This window comes from Arthrobacter sp. NPDC080086, from assembly GCF_040702285.1.
Genome location: NZ_JBFBKP010000024.1, coordinates 34,082 through 55,123, shown reverse-complemented (window position 1 = coordinate 55,123; position 21,042 = coordinate 34,082). Strand labels below are relative to the sequence as shown.

Genomic DNA, 21,042 nt, shown 5'->3' with positions numbered 1-21,042 from the left:
GGCGTCCGGCAGCGCGTCGGCCGCGACCGCGGTGGCCTCGGCGAACTGCGTCCGGTACAGCTCCGCGTAGCGGCCCTCGGCGGCCAGCAACTCGCTGTGCGTCCCCCGCTCGACAACCACGCCGCCCTCGATCACCAGGATCGCGTCCGCGGCGCGGATGGTGGAGAGCCGGTGGGCGATCACGACGGCGGTGCGGCCTTCCAGCGCGGCACCGAGCGCGTCCTGGACCGCGGCCTCGTTGGTCGAGTCCAGCGCGGCGGTGGCCTCATCGAGAATGACCACCCGCGGCTGGGCGATGAGCAGCCGGGCGATGGTGAGGCGCTGGCGTTCGCCGCCGGAGAGCCGGTAGCCGCGCTCCCCCACGATGGTGTCCAGGCCGTCCGGCAGCGAGCGGATCATGTCCTCGAGCCGGGCCTGGCGCAGCACGTCCCACATCAGCTCCTCGGTCGCGTCCGGGCGCGCCAGGCGCAGGTTGGAGGCGATGCTCTCGTGGAACAGGTGGCCGTCCTGGGTCACCATGCCCAGGGTCTCGCGCATCGAATCGAAGGTCAGGTCGCGGACGTCGACGCCGGTGCCCGGTTCGCTGCCGCCGAAGCGGACCGCCCCGGAGTCGACGTCGTACAGTCGGGACAGCAGCTGGGCGATGGTGGACTTGCCGGCGCCGGAGGACCCCACCAGGGCCACCGTCTGCCCGGGTTCGACCCGGAAGCTGATGCCATGCAGGACTTCCTCGCCGCCCCGGGTGTCCAGGGTGGAGACGTCCTCGAGTGAGGCCAGGGACACCTTGTCGGCCGAGGGGTAGGAGAATCGGACGTTGTCGAATTCCACGGAGAGCGGTCCACGCGGGGATGCCACGGCGTCCGGCTTCTGCTGGATCAGCGGCTTGAGGTCCAGGATCTCGAAGACCCGCTCGAAGCTGACCAGCGCACTCATGATCTCCACCCGGGCGCTGGAAAGCGCGGTGAGCGGGGCGTAGAGGCGGGTGAGCAGCAGGGCCAGCACGACGACGTCGCCTGCGGCGAGCTGGCCGCCGAGCGCCAGCCAGCCGCCCAGGCCGTAGACCAGCGCCAGTGCCAGCGCGGAGACCAGGGTCAGGGCGGTGACGAAGGTGAACTGCAGCATCGCGGTGCGGACGCCGATATCCCGCACCCGGCCGGCGCGCACGGCGAATTCATGGGATTCCTCGTCCGGGCGGCCGAAGAGCTTGACCAGGGTGGCGCCGGGCGCCGAGAAGCGCTCGGTCATCTGGGTGCCCATGGTGGCGTTGTGTTCGGCCGCCTCACGCCGCAGCTCGGCCAGCCGGGAGCCCATCCGCCGGGCCGGGATCAGGAAGATCGGCAGCAGGATCATGGCCAGCACCGTCACCAGCCACGACTTGTTCAGCATCACGGCCAGGGTCAGGACCAGGGCCACCACGTTGCTGACCACGCCGGAGAGGGTGCCGGCGAACGCGGACTGGGCGCCGATGACGTCGTTGTTCAGCCGGCTCACCAGGGCGCCGGTGCGGGTGCGGGTGAAGAATGCGATAGGCATCTTCTGGACGTGGTCGAAGACCCGGGTGCGCAGGTCCAGGATCACGCCCTCGCCGATGGTCGAGGACAGCCACCGCGTCACGAGGCCCAGGCCGGCCTCGGCAACGGCCACGATCGCGATCAGGACGGCCAGCCAGATGACCGTGCCCGCGTCCGTCTTGGCGATGATCGCGTCGACCACTTGGCCGGCGAGCACCGGCGTGGCGACGGCCAGGACCGCCATCACGATGGAGAGCAGCACGAAGGCGATCAGCCGGTTGCGGTGCGGCCGGGCGAAACCGAAGACGCGCTTGACCAGGGCCTTGGAGAAGCTCCTGGAGCCGTCGGCGCCGCGGGTGATGTTGTAGAGGGAGCTCCAGGCGACCCGGTCCATACTCATGTGTTGGTGCCTTTCGGGGCGCTCGCGCCCAGCAGTTCGGTGACGGTGCCGTCCACGACGTTCCAGCGGACGTCGAGGCGGACGTTTTCCAGGAGCCGGCGGTCGTGCGTGACCAGCAGCAGGGCGCCGTCGTAGCTTTCCAGCGCTTGCTCCAGCTGTTCGATCGCGGGCAGGTCGAGGTGGTTGGTGGGTTCGTCCAGGACCAGCAGGTTCACGCCGCGGGCCTGCAGCAGCGCCAGCGCCGCGCGGGTTCGTTCCCCGGGCGAGAGGGAGTCGACGGTTCGGGAGGTGTGGTCCGCCTTGAGCCCGAACTTGGCCAGCAGGGTCCGGACCTCGGCCGCCGTCTGGTCGGTCAGGACGGCCTCGACGGCGTCGGCGAGCTTAAGGTGTCCGGCCAGCAGCCCGCGGGCCTGGTCGATCTCCCCGACGGCCACGGAGGCGCCCATCGAGGCGTCCCCGGAGTCGGGCCGTTGCACGCCAAGCAGCAGGCGCAGCAGGGTGGACTTGCCGGCCCCGTTGGGGCCGGTGATGCCGATCCGCTCGCCGGCGTTGAGCTGCAGGTTCACCGGGCCCAGGGTGAAGTCGCCCTGGCGGACGACGGCGTCGCGCAGGGTGGCGACGACGGCGCTGGAGCGCGGGGCGGCGCCGATGCTGAACTGCAGCTGCCATTCCTTGCGCGGTTCCTCGACCTCTTCCAGCCGGGCGATCCGGGACTCCATTTGGCGGACCTTCTGGCCTTGCTTCTCCGAGGACTCGGTGTTCGCGGCGCGGCGGATCTTGTCGTTGTCCGGGCTCTTCTTCATCGCGTTCCGGACGCCCTGGGAGCTCCATTCCCGCTGGGTGCGGGCCCGTGAAACCAGGTCCGCCTTGGTGGCGGCGAACTCCTCGTAACGTTCGCGGGCGTGCCGGCGGGCGACGGCGCGTTCCTCGAGGTAGGACTCGTAGCCGCCGTCGTAGACCGCGACGGCGTTCTGGGCCAGGTCCAGTTCCACCACGGTGGTCACGCAGCGGGCCAGGAACTCGCGGTCGTGGGAGACCAGCACGACGCCGCCGCGCAGGCCCTGGACGAAGGCCTCCAGCCGGGCCAGGCCGTTCAGGTCGAGGTCGTTGGTGGGCTCGTCCAGCAGCACGATGTCGAAGCGGCTGAGCAGCAGGGCCGCGAGCGCCACCCGCGCCGCCTGGCCGCCGGAGAGCCCGGTCATGGCCGCGTCCTCGCCTACCTCCAGGCCCAGGTCCGCGAGTACGGCTGGGATGCGGTCGTCCAGGTCGGCGGCGCCGGAGGCCATCCAGCGGTCGAAGGCGGCCGCGTAGGCGTCGTCGGAGCCGGGTGCACCGGAGCCGAGGGCCTCGGCGGTGGACTCCATCTCTACCGTGGCCTGGGCGCAGCCGGTCCGCCGGGCAATGTAGCCCGCGACGGTTTCGCCGGGGATCCGTTCGTGTTCCTGGGGCAGCCAGCCAACAAATGCGTCCGCAGGGGCCAGGCTGACCGTTCCCTCCTGGGGTTCGTCGACGCCGGCCAGCAGCCGGAGGAGAGTGGACTTGCCGGCACCGTTCGCGCCGACGACGCCGACCACGTCCCCGGGCGCCACCGTGAGGGAGAGTTTGGAGAAAAGAGTGCGGTGGTCGTGGCCGCCGGAAAGGTCTTTCGCAACGAGGGTTGCCGTCATGAATCCATCCTCTCACCGGCCGCCCGGACGGGGCTGCGGGGGCATGTTCCGGCTCGCAGCGGGCCGGGCATAGAAGAACCCGCTGGTCCGGACTTGGGGGGTGTACGGACCAGCGGGTTCGAGCAACTAGCATAGTTGATTCGGGCCCGCCGGCAAAATCGCCGGCGTCAGGGTCCGGACTCATGACAGGGCACAGCGGGGGCAGGTGCGAACACGCCGAAAGAGGAACCAGCCCGTGATCACCACTCTCCTGGTCTGCGTCCTGGCGGTCTGCGCCGTCATCACGGTGCTTAGGATTCCCGCTGCGTTGCGCGGCGAAAACCGATCCCTGTTCGGCATTTTCCTGCTGGCCACCGTGGCCATGGTGCTCAGCATCCAGGCAAGCTATAACGCCATCGACCATCTACTGGGGTCTCAAAACTACGCGAACCTGCTGCTGCGGTTCGTCATCTACGGCACCGTGCTGCTGGCCGGCTACAAGATCGCCAAGGGCTTCGAGAACAAACGGAGCCTCCGGCTCCTGCTGGGCCCGGTCGGGCTGACCGCTCTGGCGCTGATCTGCCTGGCCACCGCCGTGCCATTCCTGCTGGCGAACACCGCCGGCACCTCGGTAGGACTGGCCACGCTGCCGGACCAAAGCGAGCACAACCGCCAGCTCATCGCCCTCTACACCCTGGCCGGTCGGCTCTACCCCGCCTACGTGGCCGCCTGCCTCCTGCCGGCAACCATCCACGCGCTGCGGTCCCGCCTCCCGGGGCTGGTTCGGGGAGGGGCGGCGCTCCTGACGCTGGGTTCTATCGCCATGGTTGTGATGCCGTTCAGCGATCTCGTCCCCCGCGGCCTGACTTTCCTCCAGTACTACATCAGCTCGGCTGCCGTCCTGGGGCTGGTACTGGGACTGGCCCTGATCTGGCTGGGACGGCTGTCCGCCCGGCGGTCCGTGGGCTCCGGGCTGAAGAATTCCCACGAATCCCGCATGGCGGGACCGGCGAAGACGGGCAAGAGCGACCTATAATGGTTCTCAGCATTGGGGGGTGCCGGCCATCGTCGGCGGCGTACCGTTAGTGCTGTGAGGCCCTGCCAACCCGCTCCGGTACGAATCCGCAGAAAGTCATAGATGCCCTTACCCGCCAAAGCCTTCCAACTCTGGCTCCATGGTGTTGCGCCCGCGGCAAGCACCGCTGACATCTGCAGGATCTCGGGACTGAAACGGACGACCCTGGCGCAGCAGTTGGTGCGGGGCAAGGTGGCCGAAACCTCCGTGGTCAGCATCAGCCGGGCACTGGGGATCAACCCCGCCGAGGCCCTGTCCTCTTTCGATCAGTACGCCGAGCTCAAGCAGCTGAGGCGGCCTCCCACCTCCGCGGAACTCGTGAGCCAGATCGCCACCATGGACCTCCTGGAGGCTGTCGTGGCGCGCTCCTCGGGCCGGAGCGGACGACTGACACTGAGCCCGCCGCCCCACGCCACCTCCGTGCGGAACTGGGTGGACGCCGTCGACGACGGCGAACTGCGGCACCGGGTGTCGGCCGCCTCCGGCGTCGCCCCGCAAAATTACTCGGCGCAGCTGACCGCCAACCGGTTGTCCCCGGAACTGGCCATTGCCACATCGCGGGCTGCCGGCGTCGGCTTCAGCGCCGGCTTTGTGGCTACCGGCCTGATCACGGAGGCGGAGGCCGGTTGGTCCCCCTCAGCCCGGCAGGAAGCCCTCGACGCCCTGTCCGACGGTGACCTCGTTTCCCTCGGCGGTGACCGGCTCCAGGCCCTGGGCCGCACCCTGCGGCGGCAGGAACAGGAACAGGCCCAGACCGAGAAGATCTGGGAGAACCTGGGGTGATCGACATCCTGCAATGGACCACGCTGGGCGTCTGCGCACTCCTGGCCGTGTTTCGCATCCCTAGCGCCCTCCGCGGGGAGAACCGGCTCATGTTCGGGATCTTTCTGCTGATGACGCTCGCCATCCTGCTCAGCATGGAGGCGCCCTACGTCGCGGTGGACCAGCTCCTGGGCGGCACCAACATTGCCAACCTGGTGCTCAGGTTCGTCATCTTCGGGGTCATTCTGCTGATCGGGCTGCGCGTCGCCCGCGGTTTCGGCGCCGGGCGGGCGCTCTCATGGATTGCCGGGAAGCCGGGCGTCACCGCACTGGCCCTGGCCTGCGCCGCCGTCATCGTGACCTTCCTGCTGATGGACACCCAAGGGTCCTCTGCGGGCCTCAAAGCTATTGCAGCCAAGGACGCTCGTAACGCCGCACTGGTAGAGGTTTACGGCGCGTTCGGCCGGCTTTACCCCTGCTACATCGCGGTGGTCCTGTTGCCGACCATGATCCGTACCGTGCGCAGCCGCCTCCCTGTGCTGATCCGGCTCGCGGCGGTGTTCCTGTCGGTCGGCGCGGTGGGGTTGGTCCTCAGTCTGTCGTCACCGATCATCCCACCGGGCATGGGATTCATCCGGTTCATCGTCAATTACACCGCCGTGCTCTGCTACGTCCTGGGCCTGGCCGCCGTCTGGGCGGACAAAATCAGGGCGCAGGCCCGGCGCCGAAATCCGCTGCCTTCATCCGAGAGCAGCTTCTCCCCCTAGAAACGAGGCATCATGACGTTGCTGGGATGGGGAACCCTGATTGTTTGCGGCGTGGCTCTGCTGCTCCGTGTGCCCGACGCCGTCCGCGGCCGGAACCGGACCGTCTTTGGCATCCTGTTCCTGGCCACCCTCTGCAGCCTGCTCAGCCTCCCGGGCCCCTATGCCGCCGTCGACGGCGCCCTCGGCGGGATCAACCTGACCAATCTCGTCCTGCGCTTCCTGGTCTGTGCCATGGTCCTGCTGGTGGGGCTGCGCCTATCCCGGGCCCTGGGCGGCGCCCGTACCCGGGAACTGGTGACGGGCCGGTGGGGACGCCTGGCCATGGCAGCGGCGTGCGTGGCGCTTGCGGTGACGTTCTTCCTGATGGACACCCGCGGCTCCTCGGCGGGGCTGGAGGCGCTGCCGGACCGGGGTGGGCGCAACGCCGCACTCGCGCCGATGTACGCGGGCTTCGGACGCGTCTACCCTGCTTACATCTCGCTGGTCCTGCTGCCCGCCCTTCTCGCCGCGGTGCGGGCACAGTTGCCCCGGCTGGTGCGCAGCGGCGCGGGCCTGACCGCCGCCGGAGCGGTCGCCGCCATCCTCACGGTCCCCGTTAGTTTTGCGCCAGACGCCTGGGACGACGCACGCATCGTGGTGAACTACGCGGCGGTCCTCGGCTACGTGCTGGGTCTGCTGCTCTTCTGGTTGTCGGGGCGCCTGTCCCGGCCGCAAGATAACGCTCCGGCAACGTTCCGGGAAAAATAACGTCATGCATTCACAAAATCATTAGACCGTGAGAGAATCATGAATGTGTGAAAACGCCGCCCGGTCCCTTGAATGGGGATTCAGTCTGATTGGACCGGCGGTCGTCCAAGCGCCATTGGGGGGATGAGTGGTAGCGGTCCGCAAGGACCGCTCCCACTCAGCCTGGTTTAAGGCCACTTTCCGCCCCGCGGCCGCCCGCAGGTTGCCGGAACCGCCGGAAAGACCCGGTTCAGCAGGCCAGGCGCAGGGTCACCAGCTGGAACGGGCGCAGCTCCAGCACCGCATCGGCCCCGCGGATTTCGACGCCGGGCGCGTCCGCCGGACGCTCCAGCAGGTCCACAGACCAGACCCGGGACACAGCAAAGTACGCCGAGAGTACCCCACGCGAGCGTCGGCCGAGGGCCTCATAGAGCCTGACCACCACGTCACCGGAGCCGTCCTCGGCCAGTTTTACCGCCTCCACCACCAGGGCCGGGTTGCTCACGGCGACCAGCGGCTCCGCCCCGTGCGCCCCCTTGACCATGCGGGGCGCAAGGTTGGTGCGGTACCCCTCCTCGACGGCGTCGGCAATGCCCGCACCGGGCCGCACCGTCACGGTCAGCTCGTGCGGCCCCTGGTCTGCGCCGGGGTCGGGGAACTTCGGCGCCCGCAGCAGCGAGACCCGCACCGTGGTGGTGGTTCCCCCGTCGTCCCTGACCTGGCGGGTGACGTCATGGCCGTAGCTGGCCGCGTTGCTGACCGCCACGCCATACCCGGGCTCCTCCACGTGGATCCAGCGGTGGGCGCAGATCTCAAACTTCGCCGCCTCCCAGGACGTGTTGACGTGCGTGGGCCGGAAGACATGGCCGAACTGAGTCTCCGCGGCGGAACAGTCCGCCCGCAGGTCCAAGGGGAACCCCAGCTTGAGCAGCTTCTCGCGCTCCCGCCAGTCCACGGCCGTGGCGATCTCCAGCGACGCGGACCCCGGCGCCAGCCTCAGCCGCTGCGTCACGGGTGAGCCGCCCGCCATCCGCTCGATCACGACGACGGCATCACCGCCGTCGCGCTCCAGGGTCACGGACCTGGCCTCGGTCAGGGCGGTGACGTTGCGCCGGTAGAAGGAATCGATGTCCCAGGCGTCCCATTCGTTGGGGGTGTCCCGGTGCAGTTCCAGGAGGTTGCCGGCGGCGCCGGGGGCGATCGCCTCCCGTCCGCTGGCGTGGTCCCGGAGCGAGACCAGCAGCCCGTTCGCGTCCACTACGGCACGGATGATCCCGTTGTCCAGCACGAAGCCGCTGTCGGCCGCCGTCGCGTTCACGGCGGCGCCGGCCGGTTCCGGTTCGGCCGCGCCGAGCGCGGGGACCCCGGCGCGGGCGTGCGGGGCGGCGTTGAGCAGGATATCGCGGTCCCCGTCCCCGAGGACGGCGGCGGCCGCGGCCGCGATGATCGCCTCAAGGTCACGGGCGACGGCGTCGTAGTTCCGTTCCGCGTCCTGGTGCACCCAGGCGATCGAGCTGCCGGGCAGGATGTCGTGGAACTGCTGCAGCAGCACCAGGCGCCACAGCCGCTTCAGCTCGGCCGCCGGGTAGGCGGCGCCGGCCCGGACCGCCGCGGTGGCGGACCAGAGCTCCGCCTCCCGGAGCAGGTGCTCGCAGCGGCGGTTCCCCCGCTTGGTGTTGGCCTGGCTGGTGTAGGTGCCGCGGTGGAGCTCCAGATACAGCTCCCCCACCCACACCGGCGGGGACGGATAGTCTTCCGCCGCCTCGCTGAAGAAGTCCGCCGCGGAGCCTATCCGCACCCGCGGCGAGCCCTCCAGGTCAGCGGTGCGCCGCGCGGCCGCCAGCATCTCCCGGGTGGGTCCGCCGCCGCCGTCGCCGTAGCCGAAGGGCAGCAGGGACATGCTGCCGCGACCGTGGTCCCGGTAGTTGCGCTCGGCGTGGGCCAGTTCGCGGCCGCTGATCTCGGAGCTGTAGCTGTCCACCGGCGGGAAGTGGGTAAAGAGGCGGGTGCCGTCGATTCCCTCCCACTCGAAGGTGTGGTGCGGCATCCGGTTGACCTGGTTCCAGGAGATCTTCTGGGTCAGGAACCAGCGGCTGCCGGCGGCCTTGACGATCTGCGGCAGCGCGGCGGAGTAGCCAAAGGTGTCCGGCAGCCACGCCTCGTGGCATTCGACGTCGAACTCGGCCAGGAAGAAGCTCTTGCCCTCGAGGAACTGCCGCGCCATGGCCTCGCCGCCGGGAATGTTGCTGTCCGCCTCGACCCACATCCCGCCGACGGGGACGAACTGGCCGGCGCGGACCTTGTCCCGGATGCGTTCGAACAGTTCCGGGTAGAACTCCTTCATCCAGGCCAGCTGCTGCGCGGAGGAGCAGGAGAAGACGAAATCGGGGTCCTCGTCCATCAGCGCCACCACGTTGGAGAAGGTCCGGGCGCACTTGCGGATGGTCTCCCGGACCGGCCAGAGCCAGGCCGAGTCGATGTGCGCGTGGCCGGTGGCCAGCAGCTGGTGGGCCGAGGCGTAGGCCGGGCGGGACAGCACCTCGGCGAGCTGCGCGCGTCCGGCGTCGGCCGTGCCGGCGACGTCGTCCGGGTCCATGGTGTCCAGCATCCGCTCCAGGGCGCGGAGGATCTCGTGGCGGCGGGGCAGCTCCGTGGGCAGTTCGTGCATCAGCCCCCGCAGCGTCCAGATGTCCTGGTGCAGTTCCCAGACGCACTGGTCCAGTTCGGCGATCACGATCCGGCCCAGCCGGTAGCGGGGCTCGGTACCCGCGGTGGCCTTGTCCCCCAGCGGCGTGGCGGCGAAGGTCCAGCCCTGTGAGAGGTCGGGGTTCGCGGCCGCCTCGACGTAGAAGTCCACCGTCATGCCGCTGCCGAGGAGTTTCAGCGGAATGTACTGGTTCCGCGGCGAGATGGCTTTGATCACGGTACCGTCCGGCCGCCAGGCGGTGCCCTCACACTGGAAGCCCGGCAGGTCCGCGCTGAACCCCAGGTCAACCAGGACCTCGACGGCGGTCGGCGCGCTGCCCCAGGTCTCCGGCACCTCGCCCTGGAGCCGCAGCCAGGTGGTGGACCACGGGCCGCCCCAGGGTGCCCCGGGGTCCTGCGGGGTGAAGTCCTCCTGCTGCAGGGCTTCCAGGGCCGGGACGGGTTCCCCGGGCGCGGTCCAGCTGCTCAGGCGCAGCGGGACGGTGCGGGGGTAAATGGCCGGAACGATGCGTTCGCGCACGAAGCGGTCCAGCCGGACTTCCGTGAGACGGCGGTCGTCGTGCACAGTGAACCTCTTTTTGCTCTGGTGCGGAGGAACCGGGCGCAGGCCTGAATCCAGTCGTTGGATTAATCTACGGCGCCACGGGTGCTTAGGCCAGCCGTCCGGTTGAGGGCAGGGCGGCCGGCACGCCGATCCGTTCGTGGCCGGCGTACACGTTCAGGCTGGTGCCCCGGCTGAAGCCCGCCAGCGTCATCCCGCTGGCTTCGGCGAGTTCCACGGCCAGGCTGCTGGGTGCGCTGACGGCGGACAGGACGGGAATTCCGGCGAGCGAGGCCTTTTGCACGAGTTCGAAGGAGGCGCGGCCAGAGACTTGCAGGACGGTGCCGCGCAGGGGCAGCAGCCCCTCCCGGAGTGCCCAGCCCACCACCTTGTCGACGGCGTTGTGGCGGCCGACGTCCTCGCGCAGGCAGAGGAGCTCGGCGCCGCCGTCGTCGGAGATGCGGAACAGCCCCGCCGCGTGCACGCCGCCGGTCGCGTCGAAGACCGCCTGGGCCTCACGCAGCCGGTCCGGGAGCGCGGCCAACGTCTCGACGGGCACGGCCACCGGGTCCCCCGCGGGGCTGAAGTGCGAGGACTTCTCGACGGCCTCGATCGAATCGGTGCCGCAGATCCCGCAGGAGCTTGAGGTGAAGAAGTTCCGTCCGGTGTCGGGGCGGACGACATCGGGCCGGAGCTGGGCTTCCACCACGTTGAAGGTCTGCACGCCGTCTTCGTCCTCGCCGGCGCAGAAGCGCAGCGAGACGAGCTGGTCGGCGGACCAGATGATCCCCTCGGAGACCAAGAAGCCGGCCACCAGGTCGAAGTCGTTGCCCGGGGTGCGCATGGTGACGGAGAAGGACGTGCTGCCCAGCCGCACCTCCAGTGGTTCCTCCACCGCCAGCACGTCCTCGCGGTACCGGACCGGGAACTCACGCGCCTGCGGGGATCCGTCCAGGACAAACTTGTGCACTTTGCGGCGTTGCGTCACGCGGCCCATTCGGTACTCCTCATCAGCGGTGCGGTGGGGCGGCCCGGCCTGCGGCCGGTTCCCGCCCCTGGATCCATTCTGAACTCGGCCGTGGTGCCAGCCAAGCGGGCGCCAGCCACGCCGGGCCACGTCTGGCCGGTGTCAGCCAAGCAGGGCGCTCCAGTCGACCGGACCGTTGCCGGCCGGTTTCTTCGGGGTGCGCCGCGCGGAGGGTTTCGGTGCGGGCTTGCCGGCGTCGGGCTCGGGCAGCGGCCGCCCCCAGGGCAGCGCGAACGCCGGGACGGGTTCGCCCAGCTGCGCCCCGTGCGGCGGGACCACCAGGACCCCGTCGGCGGCGGCCAGTCCGCGCATCATGCCGGGGCCGGTGTGCTGGGCCGGGGAGGCCATGCCGTAGACCATGCGGAAGGGCATCAGCCGGGTGCGGCCGGGATCGGCGTCGATCATCGTGCCGCACGGGACCTCCGTGACGGGCGGCGGGGGCCGGTGACCCAGCGCGGCCAGGAGTGGTCCGCCGATGGTGGAGAGCGCCATCATGGCTGCGAGCGGGTTGCCGGGCAGCCCGATGATGAAGCGTCCGTCGGGCAGTTCGGCCAGGACCGCGGGGTGCCCGGGACGCATCGCGATGCCGTCGATCAGCAGCCTGCCGCCCAACTGCTCGACGGTGCGGCGGAGGTGGTCGGTTCCGGACCGGCCGGTCCCCCCGGTGGTGATGACGACGTCGGCGGGCGGGGTGTCCTCGTCGTCGCCCACGGGTTCGGGGTCCTCCAGGGCGGCGAGCCATTCGCCGTCCCCGTCACCGATCTTGATCTCGCCGGCGGGGACGCCGCCGAGCAGGTCGACGACGGCGGACAGTTGAGGACTGAAGGTGTCCCGGACCTCCCCCGGCTGTGGCACGCCGCTGGCGACCACCTCGGAGCCGGTGAAAACCAGGCGGACCACCGGTTTCCCCAGCACGGGCAGCGCGTCGTGGCCGGCGAGGGCGGCGAGGGCCAGGTGGGCCGGGTTGAGCACGGTCCCCTTGGGGATCAGAACCTCACCCTCGGCCCCTTCCTCGGCGGCTTTGCGGATGTGGTCGCCGTTGCGGGGCTCCCCCGGCTTCGCGCCGCCGCCAAGCTTGAGCACCGGCAACTGGTCCTCGTCGGGGCCGATCACACCGCTCTCGCTGCGGAGCACGGCCTTCGCACCGGCCGGGATCAACCCGCCGGTGACAATGGGACTGGCCTGGTGAGGGGCGAGGCGCTGCCCCGGCTCGGCCAGGATCCAGGGGCCGCTGCCGTTCACCGCCCAGCCGTCCATGGCCGAGGACGCGTAGTGCGGCATGTCGTGCAGGGCCGTGACGTCGGCGGCGAGGGTGCGGCCGAGGGCGCGGCGCAGGGCCACCGGGGCCGGCGGGATCGGGCTGGCGCAGTCGAACGAGAGCTCCCGGGCTTCCTGCCACGTGTGGGCCAGGTGCCGGTGCGCGGCGGGCTCGGTCCGGGCGTCGTCGGCGTCGTCGCGGGGTGGCTCGGACGTCATTCCCCGGGGGCCTCGGCGGCGTATTCCTTGGCGAGTTTCCGCGCGACGCCCATGGCGGCCCGCATGGAGACCTCGTCGGTGGCCTGGCCGGTGCCGGAGGCCAGCCCGGCGGCGAAACCGGCGATGAAGGTGGTCAGCGGTGCGGCCGGGCGGATCACGGAGTGCGCGGCAACCCCGGCGAGTCCCAGTACCTCGTTGATGTCGATGTCGACGCCGTCGAGCTCGAGGGCCTGGAGCAGCGCGCGGCACCAGTCCTCGAGGGTTTCGTCCTGGCTCTTCACGGTGGGCCTTTCATGTCGTGTGCGGGCGGCCGCTTCCGTTCCCGGCCACGCCGGGACGCGCGACCCCAAGGGCCTGGGCGTCCGCCCAGGTGTCGACGTCGTCGGTGGACCCGGGCGGCACGGGAACCGTCCGCAGGTCCAGACTAGCAAGCAGGCCGAACAACGATCCGCCCACCAGCGTGCCGTGCCGTGCCGCGTCCGCCACCGATCGTTGTAGCGCGGCCGTGTCATAAAGACCGGCCAACGGCTGGATCCGGCCGTCCGCGGAAACGGCGACGCTGCCTTCCGAGCCGGGCTGCGCCCGGGAGCGGTCGGCGAAGAGGGCGTGGACGGCGTCGGCAACCAGCGGCATGTCGCAGGCCAGGACCAGCGTCAGCGGCGCGGGGTTTCGGCCCGCCGCCCCGCCGCCGGCAAGGGCCTCGAGCCCGGCGGCCAGGGCTGCCGCGGGTCCGGCGAAGGGCGGGTCTTCACGGCACAGGAGGATGCCGCCCGGGAGGCTGCCGGCTTCCGGGCCCACGACGGCGACGCTGCGTGCCCCGGCCGCCGCGAGCAGCGACCGCTCCAGCAGGGTGTCCCCGCGAAAGCGGAGGGCGGCCTTGGGGGTTCCGCCCAGCCGGGAGGACCTGCCCCCGGCGAGGATGACGGCGTCGAATTCCACCCGCCCAGCCTAGCCGCCTGCGGGCGGCCGACGGTGCTAGTGCGCGGATTCCGGCAGCAGGAACGGGTCCCATGCGGGGGTAGGCTTCTCCAGCTCCTTGATCTGCCAGATGGTGCCCTTCGGCGGACCGGGAGTGAAACCGAGCTTCCAGCCCATCTCGGCCGGGGTGTGGTCGCCCTTGACGTTGTTGCAGCGCAGGCAGGCGGCCACCAGGTTCTCCCAAGAGTCGGCGCCGCCCCGGGACTTGGGCTGGACGTGGTCGATGGTGTGGGCCGGTTTGGCGCAGTACGCGCACCGGTGGCCGTCCCGGCGGAGCACTCCGCGGCGGCTGACCGCGGTCACCGTGTTGTAGCGGGGGCGGATGTAGCGGTTGAGCAGGATGACGCTCGGCCGGCCGAGGATGTCCTGCGGCCCCACCACGGGGTCGTCCCCCTCGGCCACGACACTGGCCTTGCCCGTCAGCACGAGCACCAGTGCCCGGCGGAAGGTCACTACCGCCAGCGGTTCATATCCAGCATTCAGAACGAGTGTGCGCATCCGCATCCCTCTTCACGGCCGCACCCGCCAGTGGCACGAGGGCCGGCTGCCCTCTGCATGGTCAGGCTAAGGATCGACACCACAAGAGTAAACACGGGTGGCCCGGATTACCGAATTTCGGGCCCCAGGGCATCCGTGGCGGATCCCGGGCCGGTCTGGCACCGGAGGGTTCCGGCACCAATCCAGGCGGTTAACAGAGAAGGACCCCCGCCGGTGGCAGGGGTCCTTTTCGAAGCTTCGCGGGAAGCGGCGGTCTTAGCCGCCGACGCGGATGAAGACCGGGCCGGAACCGACGTTGACGCTGTAGAGGGCGGTGGTGCCGCCGTTCCAGCCGCCGTGGACGGCCATGCCGTTGCCGACGTAGACGGCGATGTGGGCCATGCCCATGCCGCCGTTCTGGTAGTACGCGAGGTCACCCGGCTGCGCTTCGGCGGCGCTGACGGTGCGGCCCAGGGACAGGTAACCTGCCGGCCAGCCGTGGTAGTGGATGCCGACGGCGGCCAGGGCGTTGGTGGCCAGCATGGTGCAGTCCTGGGACACGCCGATCTGAGCGTAAGCGGCGGCGGCGATCGAGGCGCCCATGCCGCTGGTGGCGGCCGGAGCCTTGGTGGCGACGGACGCGTTGACCGCGGTGCCGGCGGCCGGGGTGGCTGCGGCGGTGGTGTCTGCTTCCTGCACCTTGACGACGGGCTTCGGGGCCTCGACGACTGGGGCGGCCGCGGTAGTCACAGCAGGCTTCTCGTAGGAGATGGCGATGCTGGAGGCCGCCGAGATGGTGGCCGGAGCGGTGGACTGAACCTCGGTGGCGGAAGCAGAGGTGGATTCGCGCTGAACGTTGGTCTCAGCGGCGTTGGCCGCGATACCGCTGGTCAGGACCAGGCCGGAGGCAGCAGCGATAACCGCGGCCTGGCGACCCATGCCACCGGCGTTGTCGCCGACGGCCTTGGCAATGACAGCCAGCGAGTTGGTCTTGGTGACCTCCGCGCGGTGGCGTGCAATGGTTGCACGAGTAGTCATTTAGTTCTCTCTTTCGTGATCCTTTGTGTCCGCGCTCTTGAACAGGCGGGACTAAGGACGCTCCGGCATCTTGGGGGTACGCCGGATCGCCCCGAAACGGGTTTCTTTAGCGAAGGGTGTACTGCGAAGACGCGCCAAAAGCAGGAACTGCATTGCGTGAACCATCCCGGGCGCCGGCAAGGGCAACGCGGTGCATGGTAATCAGCGGGCTCGACTGAGCCTCGCCGGCGCGAAAACGCGCAGCATTGTGGCGTGAAGACACGAAAGTAGCCTCTCCCAATGCCTACGAGGTGAGCTGTCGGATTCGGATGGGAGTCACCCGGCCGCTCCGCTTCCTGGGAAGCTTTGCGACTTAACCCCTAGGCCTTCTTGCGAAGACCAAAATTGGTTCCCCCGCCCCTGCCAGACGATGTCATGCGAACGGACCTTGAGCGGTGGCAGAGTTAGGCAATCCACTCAAGAGCGCCAACTTCGGTGAAGTTGGCGTGCTTCATACGGTACAACAGTTCGGACTCAATGTCACATTCAGATCACGGCGTGTCACGGAAGTGTGAGCATTGCGAAGGGCTCTTCTAGAGCCAGCCCAGCGGATCAACGACGTCCCCATTGACCATCACCTCGAAGTGGAGGTGGCAGCCGGTGGAGGCACCGGTTGTTCCGCTCATCGCTATCACATCGCCACGGGAGACCTTCTGGCCGACGTGGACGCTGGATGACGACAAGTGGTTATACGTGGTCTCCAGGCCATTGCCATGGTCGACCACAATCCGGTTGCCGCCCCCGTAGGGGTGCCAGCCGGAGAAGGTTACGGTGCCGCTTGCTGCGGCATGGACGGCCGTCCCGCACTGGGCGGCGTAGTCCTGGCCGCGGTGGAATTCGCCCACCGCGCCGGTAATGGGGCTGATCCGGTAACCGAAGGGCGAAGCCGTGATCATGGTGTCCAGCGGGGCGCCGAGCGTCCCCGCGGATGCGGCGCGGGTGATGGAGCCGACGGATTGCGCGCTGAGCAGCTGCTTGAGCTTGCCGTCCGGGTCGCCCTTGGTGGTGACGGCGGTGCGGTTGAAGTCGATCTGGGCCGCGGCGGCCTTGACCTCGGGCTGGGCCGCCGCGGAGACAGATCCCGAGGTGGGGGCGTCGACGGCCAGAGCGGGGCCGGTAACGGGGACGGCCACGGTGAGCGCGATGCCAGCGGCGGCCAGGGTCATGCCGGCCTTCTGGCCCATGCCGGTGACGGCGGCGAAGTCTGCGACCTGGCGGAGCGGGCTGCGCCGGCTGCGGCGCTCGTCCCGGTGCGCGTCGCGGGGGCGCGGGGCGGTGACGTCGACGGCGGGGCGCGGCTCCGGAGCCGGGCCGGCGGCGCGGCGGCGCCCGCGGACGGTCTGCGTGCTCAAGTGGTTCCTCTCTGAAAAGCCTGCGAAGTTAGCTGTCGGATTCGGGTCAGAGAGTGCATAGACCCGGTCCGCCGATGCAAGCATCCAGGCAGAGAGGCACCCGGAAATGGTGTCCTCAGAGAGTTCGCTTGCCGCTAGCGGACTTCACCCCAAGGCCGGAATTACCGGCCGGTAGTGGTTCCCCCGCCTCTGCCAGAAGGTGATTCGCACCCTGATCCGCTGGCAGAGCTCGGCTTCGGATCAGGTAACGCTTTAGTCTCGGTACTAGTCGATAACTATAGGGGATTAAGACCCGTAGTAATAATTTCGTTATCTCCTAGACGGGCTAGTAAACAGCACACTTACGGTATGCTTCCGCGTCGCCCTACCCGCGGGTAACGAAAACGTGGGCGGCGACCTCGGGCGGCAGCTCGAGCGCGCCCTCAATGTCGGGGACGCGGACGGAGATGTACTCCCCCACCCGCTCCAGCGAGACGGTGGCCCCGGGCCGGATACCGCCCTCGTCCAGCTGCACCAGCAGCTCGGGTTCCACCTGGATGGGTTCGGCAAGCCGGCTCACGGTGATTCTGGAGTCCGCGGCATATCCCGCCATGGCGTCCAGGAGGTTGACGACGCCGTCGGCCTGTTCCGCCGTCGGCAGACCGCCCAGTTCGGCGAGGCCCGGGATGGGGTTGCCGTACGGGGAGACGGTGGGGTGGTCCAGCATCTCGAAGATGCGGCGCTCAACCCGTTCGCTCATCACGTGCTCCCAGCGGCAGGCTTCCTCATGGACATAGGCCCAGTCCAGGCCGATCACGTCGGCCAGCAGCCGTTCGGCGAGGCGGTGCTTGCGCATCACCTCGGTGGCGCGCCGCCGACCCACCTCGGTCAGTTCCAGGTGGCGGTCGCCGGAGACCACGACCAGCCCGTCGCGTTCCATCCGGCCGACGGTCTGGGAGACGGTGGGTCCGGAGTGGCGGAGTCGTTCGGCAATGCGGGCCCGGAGCGCGACGATGTTCTCTTCCTCAAGCTCCAAAATGGTCCGAAGATACATCTCCGTAGTGTCGATCAGATCCGTCATCCAGCTCAGCTCCTTGAGCGCCGTCCTTGCGTCATTCCACCGTACAGCGTGCGGGGTGCGGCCACCCGGGATCCGCCATACGCTCCGGACAGCCTAGCCTATTGTGAATTACTCCGGATAATTTGAGGGCCGGCTTCCTGACCGGACTATGACAGCCCGTTTTCCGGCACCGGGGCCGCCGTCGGGCAGAATGGAAGCGGTCCTTACCGGCCGACCAGCCACCTCTCGCACCCAGCCGACCATTGGAGCCATTGTGAGCGACACCAGCATCACCATTCCCGCGAACCTTCTTCCCAAGGACGGCCGGTTTGGCGCCGGGCCCTCGAAGGTCCGCCCGGAACAGATGGAGGCCCTGGCGTCGGCCTCGACCACCCTGCTCGGCACCTCCCACCGCCAGGCCCCGGTCAAGAACCTGGTGGGCTCGGTCCGCTCCGGCCTCAGCGACTTCTTCCGCGCCCCCGAGGGCTACGAGGTGGTCCTGGGGGTGGGCGGCTCGACGGCGTTCTGGGATATCGCCAGCTTCGGGCTCGTGGAGAACAAGGCACAGCACCTCTCCTTCGGCGAGTTCGGCTCCAAGTTCGCCGCCGCCACGAACAAGGCGCCCTTCCTGGCCGAGTCCTCGATCATCAAGGCCGAGCCGGGCACCCGGCCCGAGGCGCGGGCGGAGGCCGGTGTGGACGTCTACGCCTGGCCGCAAAATGAGACCTCCACCGGCGTGGCCGCCCCGGTCCGGCGGGTGGCCGGTGCGGAGGAGGGTTCGCTGGTCCTGGTCGACGCGACCTCCGCCGCCGGCGGCCTGGATGTCGACGTCGCGGAGTCCGACGTCTACTACTTCGCGCCGCAGAAGAACTTCGCCTCCGACGGCGGCCTGTGGCTTGGCCTGTTCTCCCCCGCGGCCCTGGAGCGGGCCGCCCGGGTCAAGGCCTCCGGCCGCTGGATCCCGGACTTCCTGGACCTGCAGACCGCCATCGACAACTCGCGGCTGAACCAGACCTATAACACCCCCGCGCTGGCGACCCTGGTGACCCTGGACGCGCAGGTGCGCTGGCTCAACGCCAGCGGAGGCCTGGACTTCGCCGCGGCGCGCACCGCCGACTCCGCCGGACGGATTTACCGGTGGGCCGAGGCGTCCAGCTTTGCCACCCCGTTCGTTACGGACCCGGCCGACCGCTCCAACGTGATCGCCACGATCGACTTCGACGAGTCGGTCGACGCGGCCGCGATCGCCAAGGTGCTGCGCGCCAACGGGATTGTCGACACCGAGCCGTACCGGAAGCTGGGCCGTAACCAGCTGCGGATCGCGACCTTCGTAGCGATCGAGCCGGACGATGTGTCGGCCCTGCTGGAGTGCATCGACTACGTCGTGGCAGAGCTGGCGAAGTAGGCCCGGGGCCGCCCTCCGGGGCGGCCTAGCGGCTGGCGGCGTCGTCGGGGTTTACCGCCCGGACGACGCCGTCGTCGTCTGCCGTGCCGATCGCCCCGCCGGGCACCAGCCGGAAGAAGCGCAGGCCGCGGGCCCGCCGGTTGAAGGCGATCCGCAGGTGGCGTGCCCGGATGATCCAGGCCATCCCGATCAGGGCCGCGCCCACGCCGGCTGCAGCGGCGACGCCCATGGACCAGCGCGGGCCGGCGACGTTCGCCACCCAGCCGACGAACGGCGCCCCGATGGGTGTTCCGCCCATGAAGATCGCCATGTACAGGGCCATCACGCGGCCGCGCATGGCCGGGTCCGTGGTGGTCTGCACGTAGCCGTTGGCGCTGGTCATCATGGTGATGGCGCACAGGCCCACCGGAACCAGGGCCACGCCGTACCAGAAGTAGTTCGGGGCCAGAGCGGCCAGCCCGGAGGTGATGCCGAAAACCCCGGCGGCCCCGAAGATCATCCGCATCCGCGGGCGGCCGCGGCCGGCCGAGAGCAGGGCCCCGGCGACCGAGCCGATGGCCATGATCGAGTTCATCAGCCCGAAGGCACCGGCGTCGAGGCCGAACTCGGTGCCCACCATCGCGGCGATGAAGAGCACGAAGTTCAGGCCCAGGGTCCCGACGATGAAGACCGCCACGAGGACCACCACAATGTCCGGCCGGTGCCGTACGTAGCGCAGTCCCTCCCGGATCCGGCCCTTGCCGCCGCGCGCCTTGGGGAGTTTCCGCAGCGACGCCGTCGGGATCCGGGCGAGGCTGGCCAGCAGCGCCACGAAGGTCAGGGTGTTGACCAGGAACACCCAGCCGGGCCCGATCGCGACGGTCAGGACACCGGCGACCGCGGGCCCGATCATCCGGGCGACGTTGAAGGAGGCGCTGTTGAGGGCGACGGCGTTGGGCAGGTAGTCGTCCTTGACCAGCTCCGAGACGAAGGTCTGGCGGACCGGGGCGTCGACGGCCGAGACGACGCCCAAAAGCAGGGCAAAGATGTACACGTGCCAGAGCTGCGCCGCCCCGGAGAGCACCAGCGCGCCCAGCAGGGCGCTCAGCAGCGCCATGGACGACTGGGTGAGGTTCAGGAGGGTCTTGCGGTTGAAGCGGTCGGCCACCAGTCCGGCGACCGGGGCCAGGAACAGCTGGGGTCCCAGCTGGAGGGCCATGGTGATGCCCATGGCGCCGGCGTCCTGGTGGCTGAGGTGATCAAAGACCAGCCAGTCCTGGGCGGTCCGCTGCATCCAGGTGCCGATGTTCGAGACCAGGGCCCCGAGGAACCAGATGCGGTAGTTCAGGATGTGCAGCGATTTGAAGGTGGACCTCATGGAAGGTCCTCCCGCTGCTCCGCCCTGAACGCCGCCAAACCGCTAGTCGGTCCCGGCGACGGACCGGGCGTCCGCTGCGCGTTCGTCGGGTTCGTCCCCGGGCTCGTCCGTCGCGCCGGTCCCGGACTCCGCGGGAGCGTCATCCTGGCCCGACTCGTCCTGGGCGGCGTCCCGCACGGCGTCGTCCCGGGCGGCGTCGGGGCTGCCCGCGTTGTCGGACTCGGCTTCGGATTGGTTCCGGTGCTCAGCCCCGGTGTCCTCGTGACCGTCGTCGGGCTGGGCGTCCTCGGGCCGGACGCGTTCGGCCCACGGCACCCACTCGGGGGCCAAGATGGAGTCCTCCGAGGGCAGCAGCCCCAACTCGTCCACCGTCACCACCTTGGAGCGGGAGTTGCGGGTCAGCACGGCGTACCACTGCCAGCCGCCGTAGCCGGGAAGCTTGGACTCGAACAGGTGGGTCACCAGGCGGTCACCCTCGCTCTTGGCGGCCAGGTGGCGGCCGACCTGCCCGGGCTCGGCGATGCCCTCCACCGCGGCACGGGCTACGTCTACGGACGCGGCCAGGAAGGCGTCGGGCTTGCCCACCCGCCACACGGGCACCCCATAGCGCGGTTTGGCCGCCGACTTCGTGCCCTTCGCTCCGGCGGCGGACGCCTTGGACGCCGGCTTCCGTCCGGAGTCGGGCACCGGGGAGCCGGTCTCTTCAGGTTCCGCAGTCAT

At 69.7% G+C, this 21,042-nt stretch carries 18 protein-coding genes and 2 riboswitches; of the genes, 5 read left to right on the top strand and 13 right to left on the bottom strand.

The window, feature by feature from the left end:
- A partial coding sequence (locus AB0305_RS10605) for an ABC transporter ATP-binding protein (RefSeq protein WP_364138725.1) occupies positions 1–1,911 on the bottom strand: 1,911 nt, incomplete at its 3' end.
- On the bottom strand, positions 1,908–3,578 hold the full coding sequence (locus AB0305_RS10600; protein ID WP_364138726.1) for an ABC-F family ATP-binding cassette domain-containing protein: 1,671 nt from the start codon (positions 3,576–3,578) through the stop codon (positions 1,908–1,910). The genes AB0305_RS10605 and AB0305_RS10600, both read right to left, overlap by 4 nt.
- 235 nt (positions 3,579–3,813) lie before the next feature.
- On the opposite strand from AB0305_RS10600, the gene AB0305_RS10595 reads away from it, so the two are divergent.
- The 4 genes from AB0305_RS10595 (at position 3,814) to AB0305_RS10580 (ending at position 6,908) form a co-directional block, all read left to right on the top strand.
- Positions 3,814–4,593 (top strand): hypothetical protein, encoded by a 780-nt coding sequence (locus tag AB0305_RS10595; protein WP_364138728.1) that lies wholly within the window; start codon positions 3,814–3,816, stop codon positions 4,591–4,593.
- Positions 4,594–4,695: 102 nt separating this feature from the next.
- A complete protein-coding gene (locus AB0305_RS10590) occupies positions 4,696–5,415 on the top strand; it encodes a hypothetical protein (protein ID WP_364138729.1) in 720 nt (239 codons plus the stop codon).
- Positions 5,412–6,161, top strand: a complete 750-nt coding sequence (locus AB0305_RS10585) for a hypothetical protein (protein WP_290258689.1) — start codon at positions 5,412–5,414, stop codon at positions 6,159–6,161. The genes AB0305_RS10590 and AB0305_RS10585 overlap by 4 nt, the downstream gene beginning before the upstream one ends.
- A 12-nt stretch (positions 6,162–6,173) precedes the next feature.
- Complete coding sequence (locus tag AB0305_RS10580; protein ID WP_364138731.1) at positions 6,174–6,908, top strand: hypothetical protein; 735 nt, start codon at positions 6,174–6,176, stop codon at positions 6,906–6,908.
- A gap of 229 nt (positions 6,909–7,137) precedes the next feature.
- On the opposite strand, the gene AB0305_RS10575 is transcribed toward AB0305_RS10580, so the two are convergent.
- The 9 genes from AB0305_RS10575 to AB0305_RS10535 form a co-directional block, all read right to left on the bottom strand.
- Positions 7,138–10,158 (bottom strand): glycoside hydrolase family 38 C-terminal domain-containing protein, encoded by a 3,021-nt coding sequence (locus AB0305_RS10575; protein WP_366172834.1) that lies wholly within the window; start codon positions 10,156–10,158, stop codon positions 7,138–7,140.
- A gap of 85 nt (positions 10,159–10,243) precedes the next feature.
- The gene (fdhD, locus tag AB0305_RS10570; protein ID WP_290258692.1) at positions 10,244–11,131 is read right to left on the bottom strand and encodes a formate dehydrogenase accessory sulfurtransferase FdhD; all 888 of its coding nucleotides are present in this window, start codon (positions 11,129–11,131) and stop codon (positions 10,244–10,246) included.
- A gap of 132 nt (positions 11,132–11,263) precedes the next feature.
- Entirely contained in the window at positions 11,264–12,637 is a 1,374-nt protein-coding gene (locus AB0305_RS10565; protein ID WP_364138733.1) for a molybdopterin-binding protein, read from the bottom strand.
- Positions 12,634–12,918 carry a DUF6457 domain-containing protein gene (locus AB0305_RS10560; protein ID WP_364138734.1) on the bottom strand — a complete coding sequence of 95 codons (285 nt, stop codon included), beginning with the start codon at positions 12,916–12,918 and terminating at the stop codon, positions 12,634–12,636. The genes AB0305_RS10565 and AB0305_RS10560 overlap by 4 nt, the downstream gene beginning before the upstream one ends.
- A gap of 10 nt (positions 12,919–12,928) precedes the next feature.
- On the bottom strand, positions 12,929–13,576 hold the full coding sequence (locus tag AB0305_RS10555; protein WP_364138735.1) for an NTP transferase domain-containing protein: 648 nt from the start codon (positions 13,574–13,576) through the stop codon (positions 12,929–12,931).
- A gap of 36 nt (positions 13,577–13,612) precedes the next feature.
- Positions 13,613–14,113, bottom strand: coding sequence for an HNH endonuclease (locus AB0305_RS10550; protein WP_364138737.1), 501 nt, complete (start codon positions 14,111–14,113; stop codon positions 13,613–13,615).
- Positions 14,114–14,368: 255 nt separating this feature from the next.
- Positions 14,369–15,130: an NlpC/P60 family protein gene (locus tag AB0305_RS10545; protein WP_364138739.1), complete on the bottom strand. Its 762-nt coding sequence runs from the start codon at positions 15,128–15,130 to the stop codon at positions 14,369–14,371.
- Positions 15,131–15,396: 266 nt separating this feature from the next.
- A riboswitch (cyclic di-AMP (ydaO/yuaA leader) is annotated at positions 15,397–15,590 on the bottom strand.
- A gap of 112 nt (positions 15,591–15,702) precedes the next feature.
- Complete coding sequence (locus AB0305_RS10540; RefSeq protein WP_290258699.1) at positions 15,703–16,521, bottom strand: peptidoglycan DD-metalloendopeptidase family protein; 819 nt, start codon at positions 16,519–16,521, stop codon at positions 15,703–15,705.
- A 2-nt stretch (positions 16,522–16,523) separates the two neighbouring features.
- A riboswitch (cyclic di-AMP (ydaO/yuaA leader) is annotated at positions 16,524–16,766 on the bottom strand.
- Positions 16,767–16,885: 119 nt separating this feature from the next.
- Positions 16,886–17,581 (bottom strand): metal-dependent transcriptional regulator, encoded by a 696-nt coding sequence (locus AB0305_RS10535; RefSeq protein ID WP_364138741.1) that lies wholly within the window; start codon positions 17,579–17,581, stop codon positions 16,886–16,888.
- 253 nt (positions 17,582–17,834) lie between these two features.
- On the opposite strand from AB0305_RS10535, the gene serC reads away from it, so the two are divergent.
- A complete protein-coding gene (gene serC / locus AB0305_RS10530) occupies positions 17,835–18,965 on the top strand; it encodes a phosphoserine transaminase (RefSeq protein ID WP_364138743.1) in 1,131 nt (376 codons plus the stop codon).
- Between the two features lie 25 nt (positions 18,966–18,990).
- Here serC and AB0305_RS10525 read toward each other — a convergent pair whose 3' ends face one another.
- Positions 18,991–20,322 carry an MFS transporter gene (locus tag AB0305_RS10525; protein ID WP_364138745.1) on the bottom strand — a complete coding sequence of 444 codons (1,332 nt, stop codon included), beginning with the start codon at positions 20,320–20,322 and terminating at the stop codon, positions 18,991–18,993.
- A gap of 42 nt (positions 20,323–20,364) precedes the next feature.
- On the bottom strand, positions 20,365–21,042 hold the full coding sequence (locus tag AB0305_RS10520) for a DUF3027 domain-containing protein (RefSeq protein ID WP_364138746.1): 678 nt from the start codon (positions 21,040–21,042) through the stop codon (positions 20,365–20,367).

Excerpts from the sequence above, each read along its gene's own strand:
- AB0305_RS10600 (WP_364138726.1), bottom strand. The coding sequence starts at position 3,578 with ATGACGGCAACCCTCGTTGCGAAAGACCTTTCCGGCGGCCACGACCAC.
- AB0305_RS10590 (WP_364138729.1), top strand. The coding sequence starts at position 4,696 with ATGCCCTTACCCGCCAAAGCCTTCCAACTCTGGCTCCATGGTGTTGCG.
- AB0305_RS10580 (WP_364138731.1), top strand. The coding sequence starts at position 6,174 with ATGACGTTGCTGGGATGGGGAACCCTGATTGTTTGCGGCGTGGCTCTG.
- fdhD (WP_290258692.1), bottom strand. The coding sequence starts at position 11,131 with ATGGGCCGCGTGACGCAACGCCGCAAAGTGCACAAGTTTGTCCTGGAC.
- AB0305_RS10565 (WP_364138733.1), bottom strand. The coding sequence starts at position 12,637 with ATGACGTCCGAGCCACCCCGCGACGACGCCGACGACGCCCGGACCGAG.
- AB0305_RS10550 (WP_364138737.1), bottom strand. The coding sequence starts at position 14,113 with ATGCGCACACTCGTTCTGAATGCTGGATATGAACCGCTGGCGGTAGTG.
- AB0305_RS10545 (WP_364138739.1), bottom strand. The coding sequence starts at position 15,130 with ATGACTACTCGTGCAACCATTGCACGCCACCGCGCGGAGGTCACCAAG.
- AB0305_RS10535 (WP_364138741.1), bottom strand. The coding sequence starts at position 17,581 with ATGACGGATCTGATCGACACTACGGAGATGTATCTTCGGACCATTTTG.
- AB0305_RS10525 (WP_364138745.1), bottom strand. The coding sequence starts at position 20,322 with ATGAGGTCCACCTTCAAATCGCTGCACATCCTGAACTACCGCATCTGG.
- AB0305_RS10520 (WP_364138746.1), bottom strand. The coding sequence starts at position 21,042 with ATGACTGCGGAACCTGAAGAGACCGGCTCCCCGGTGCCCGACTCCGGA.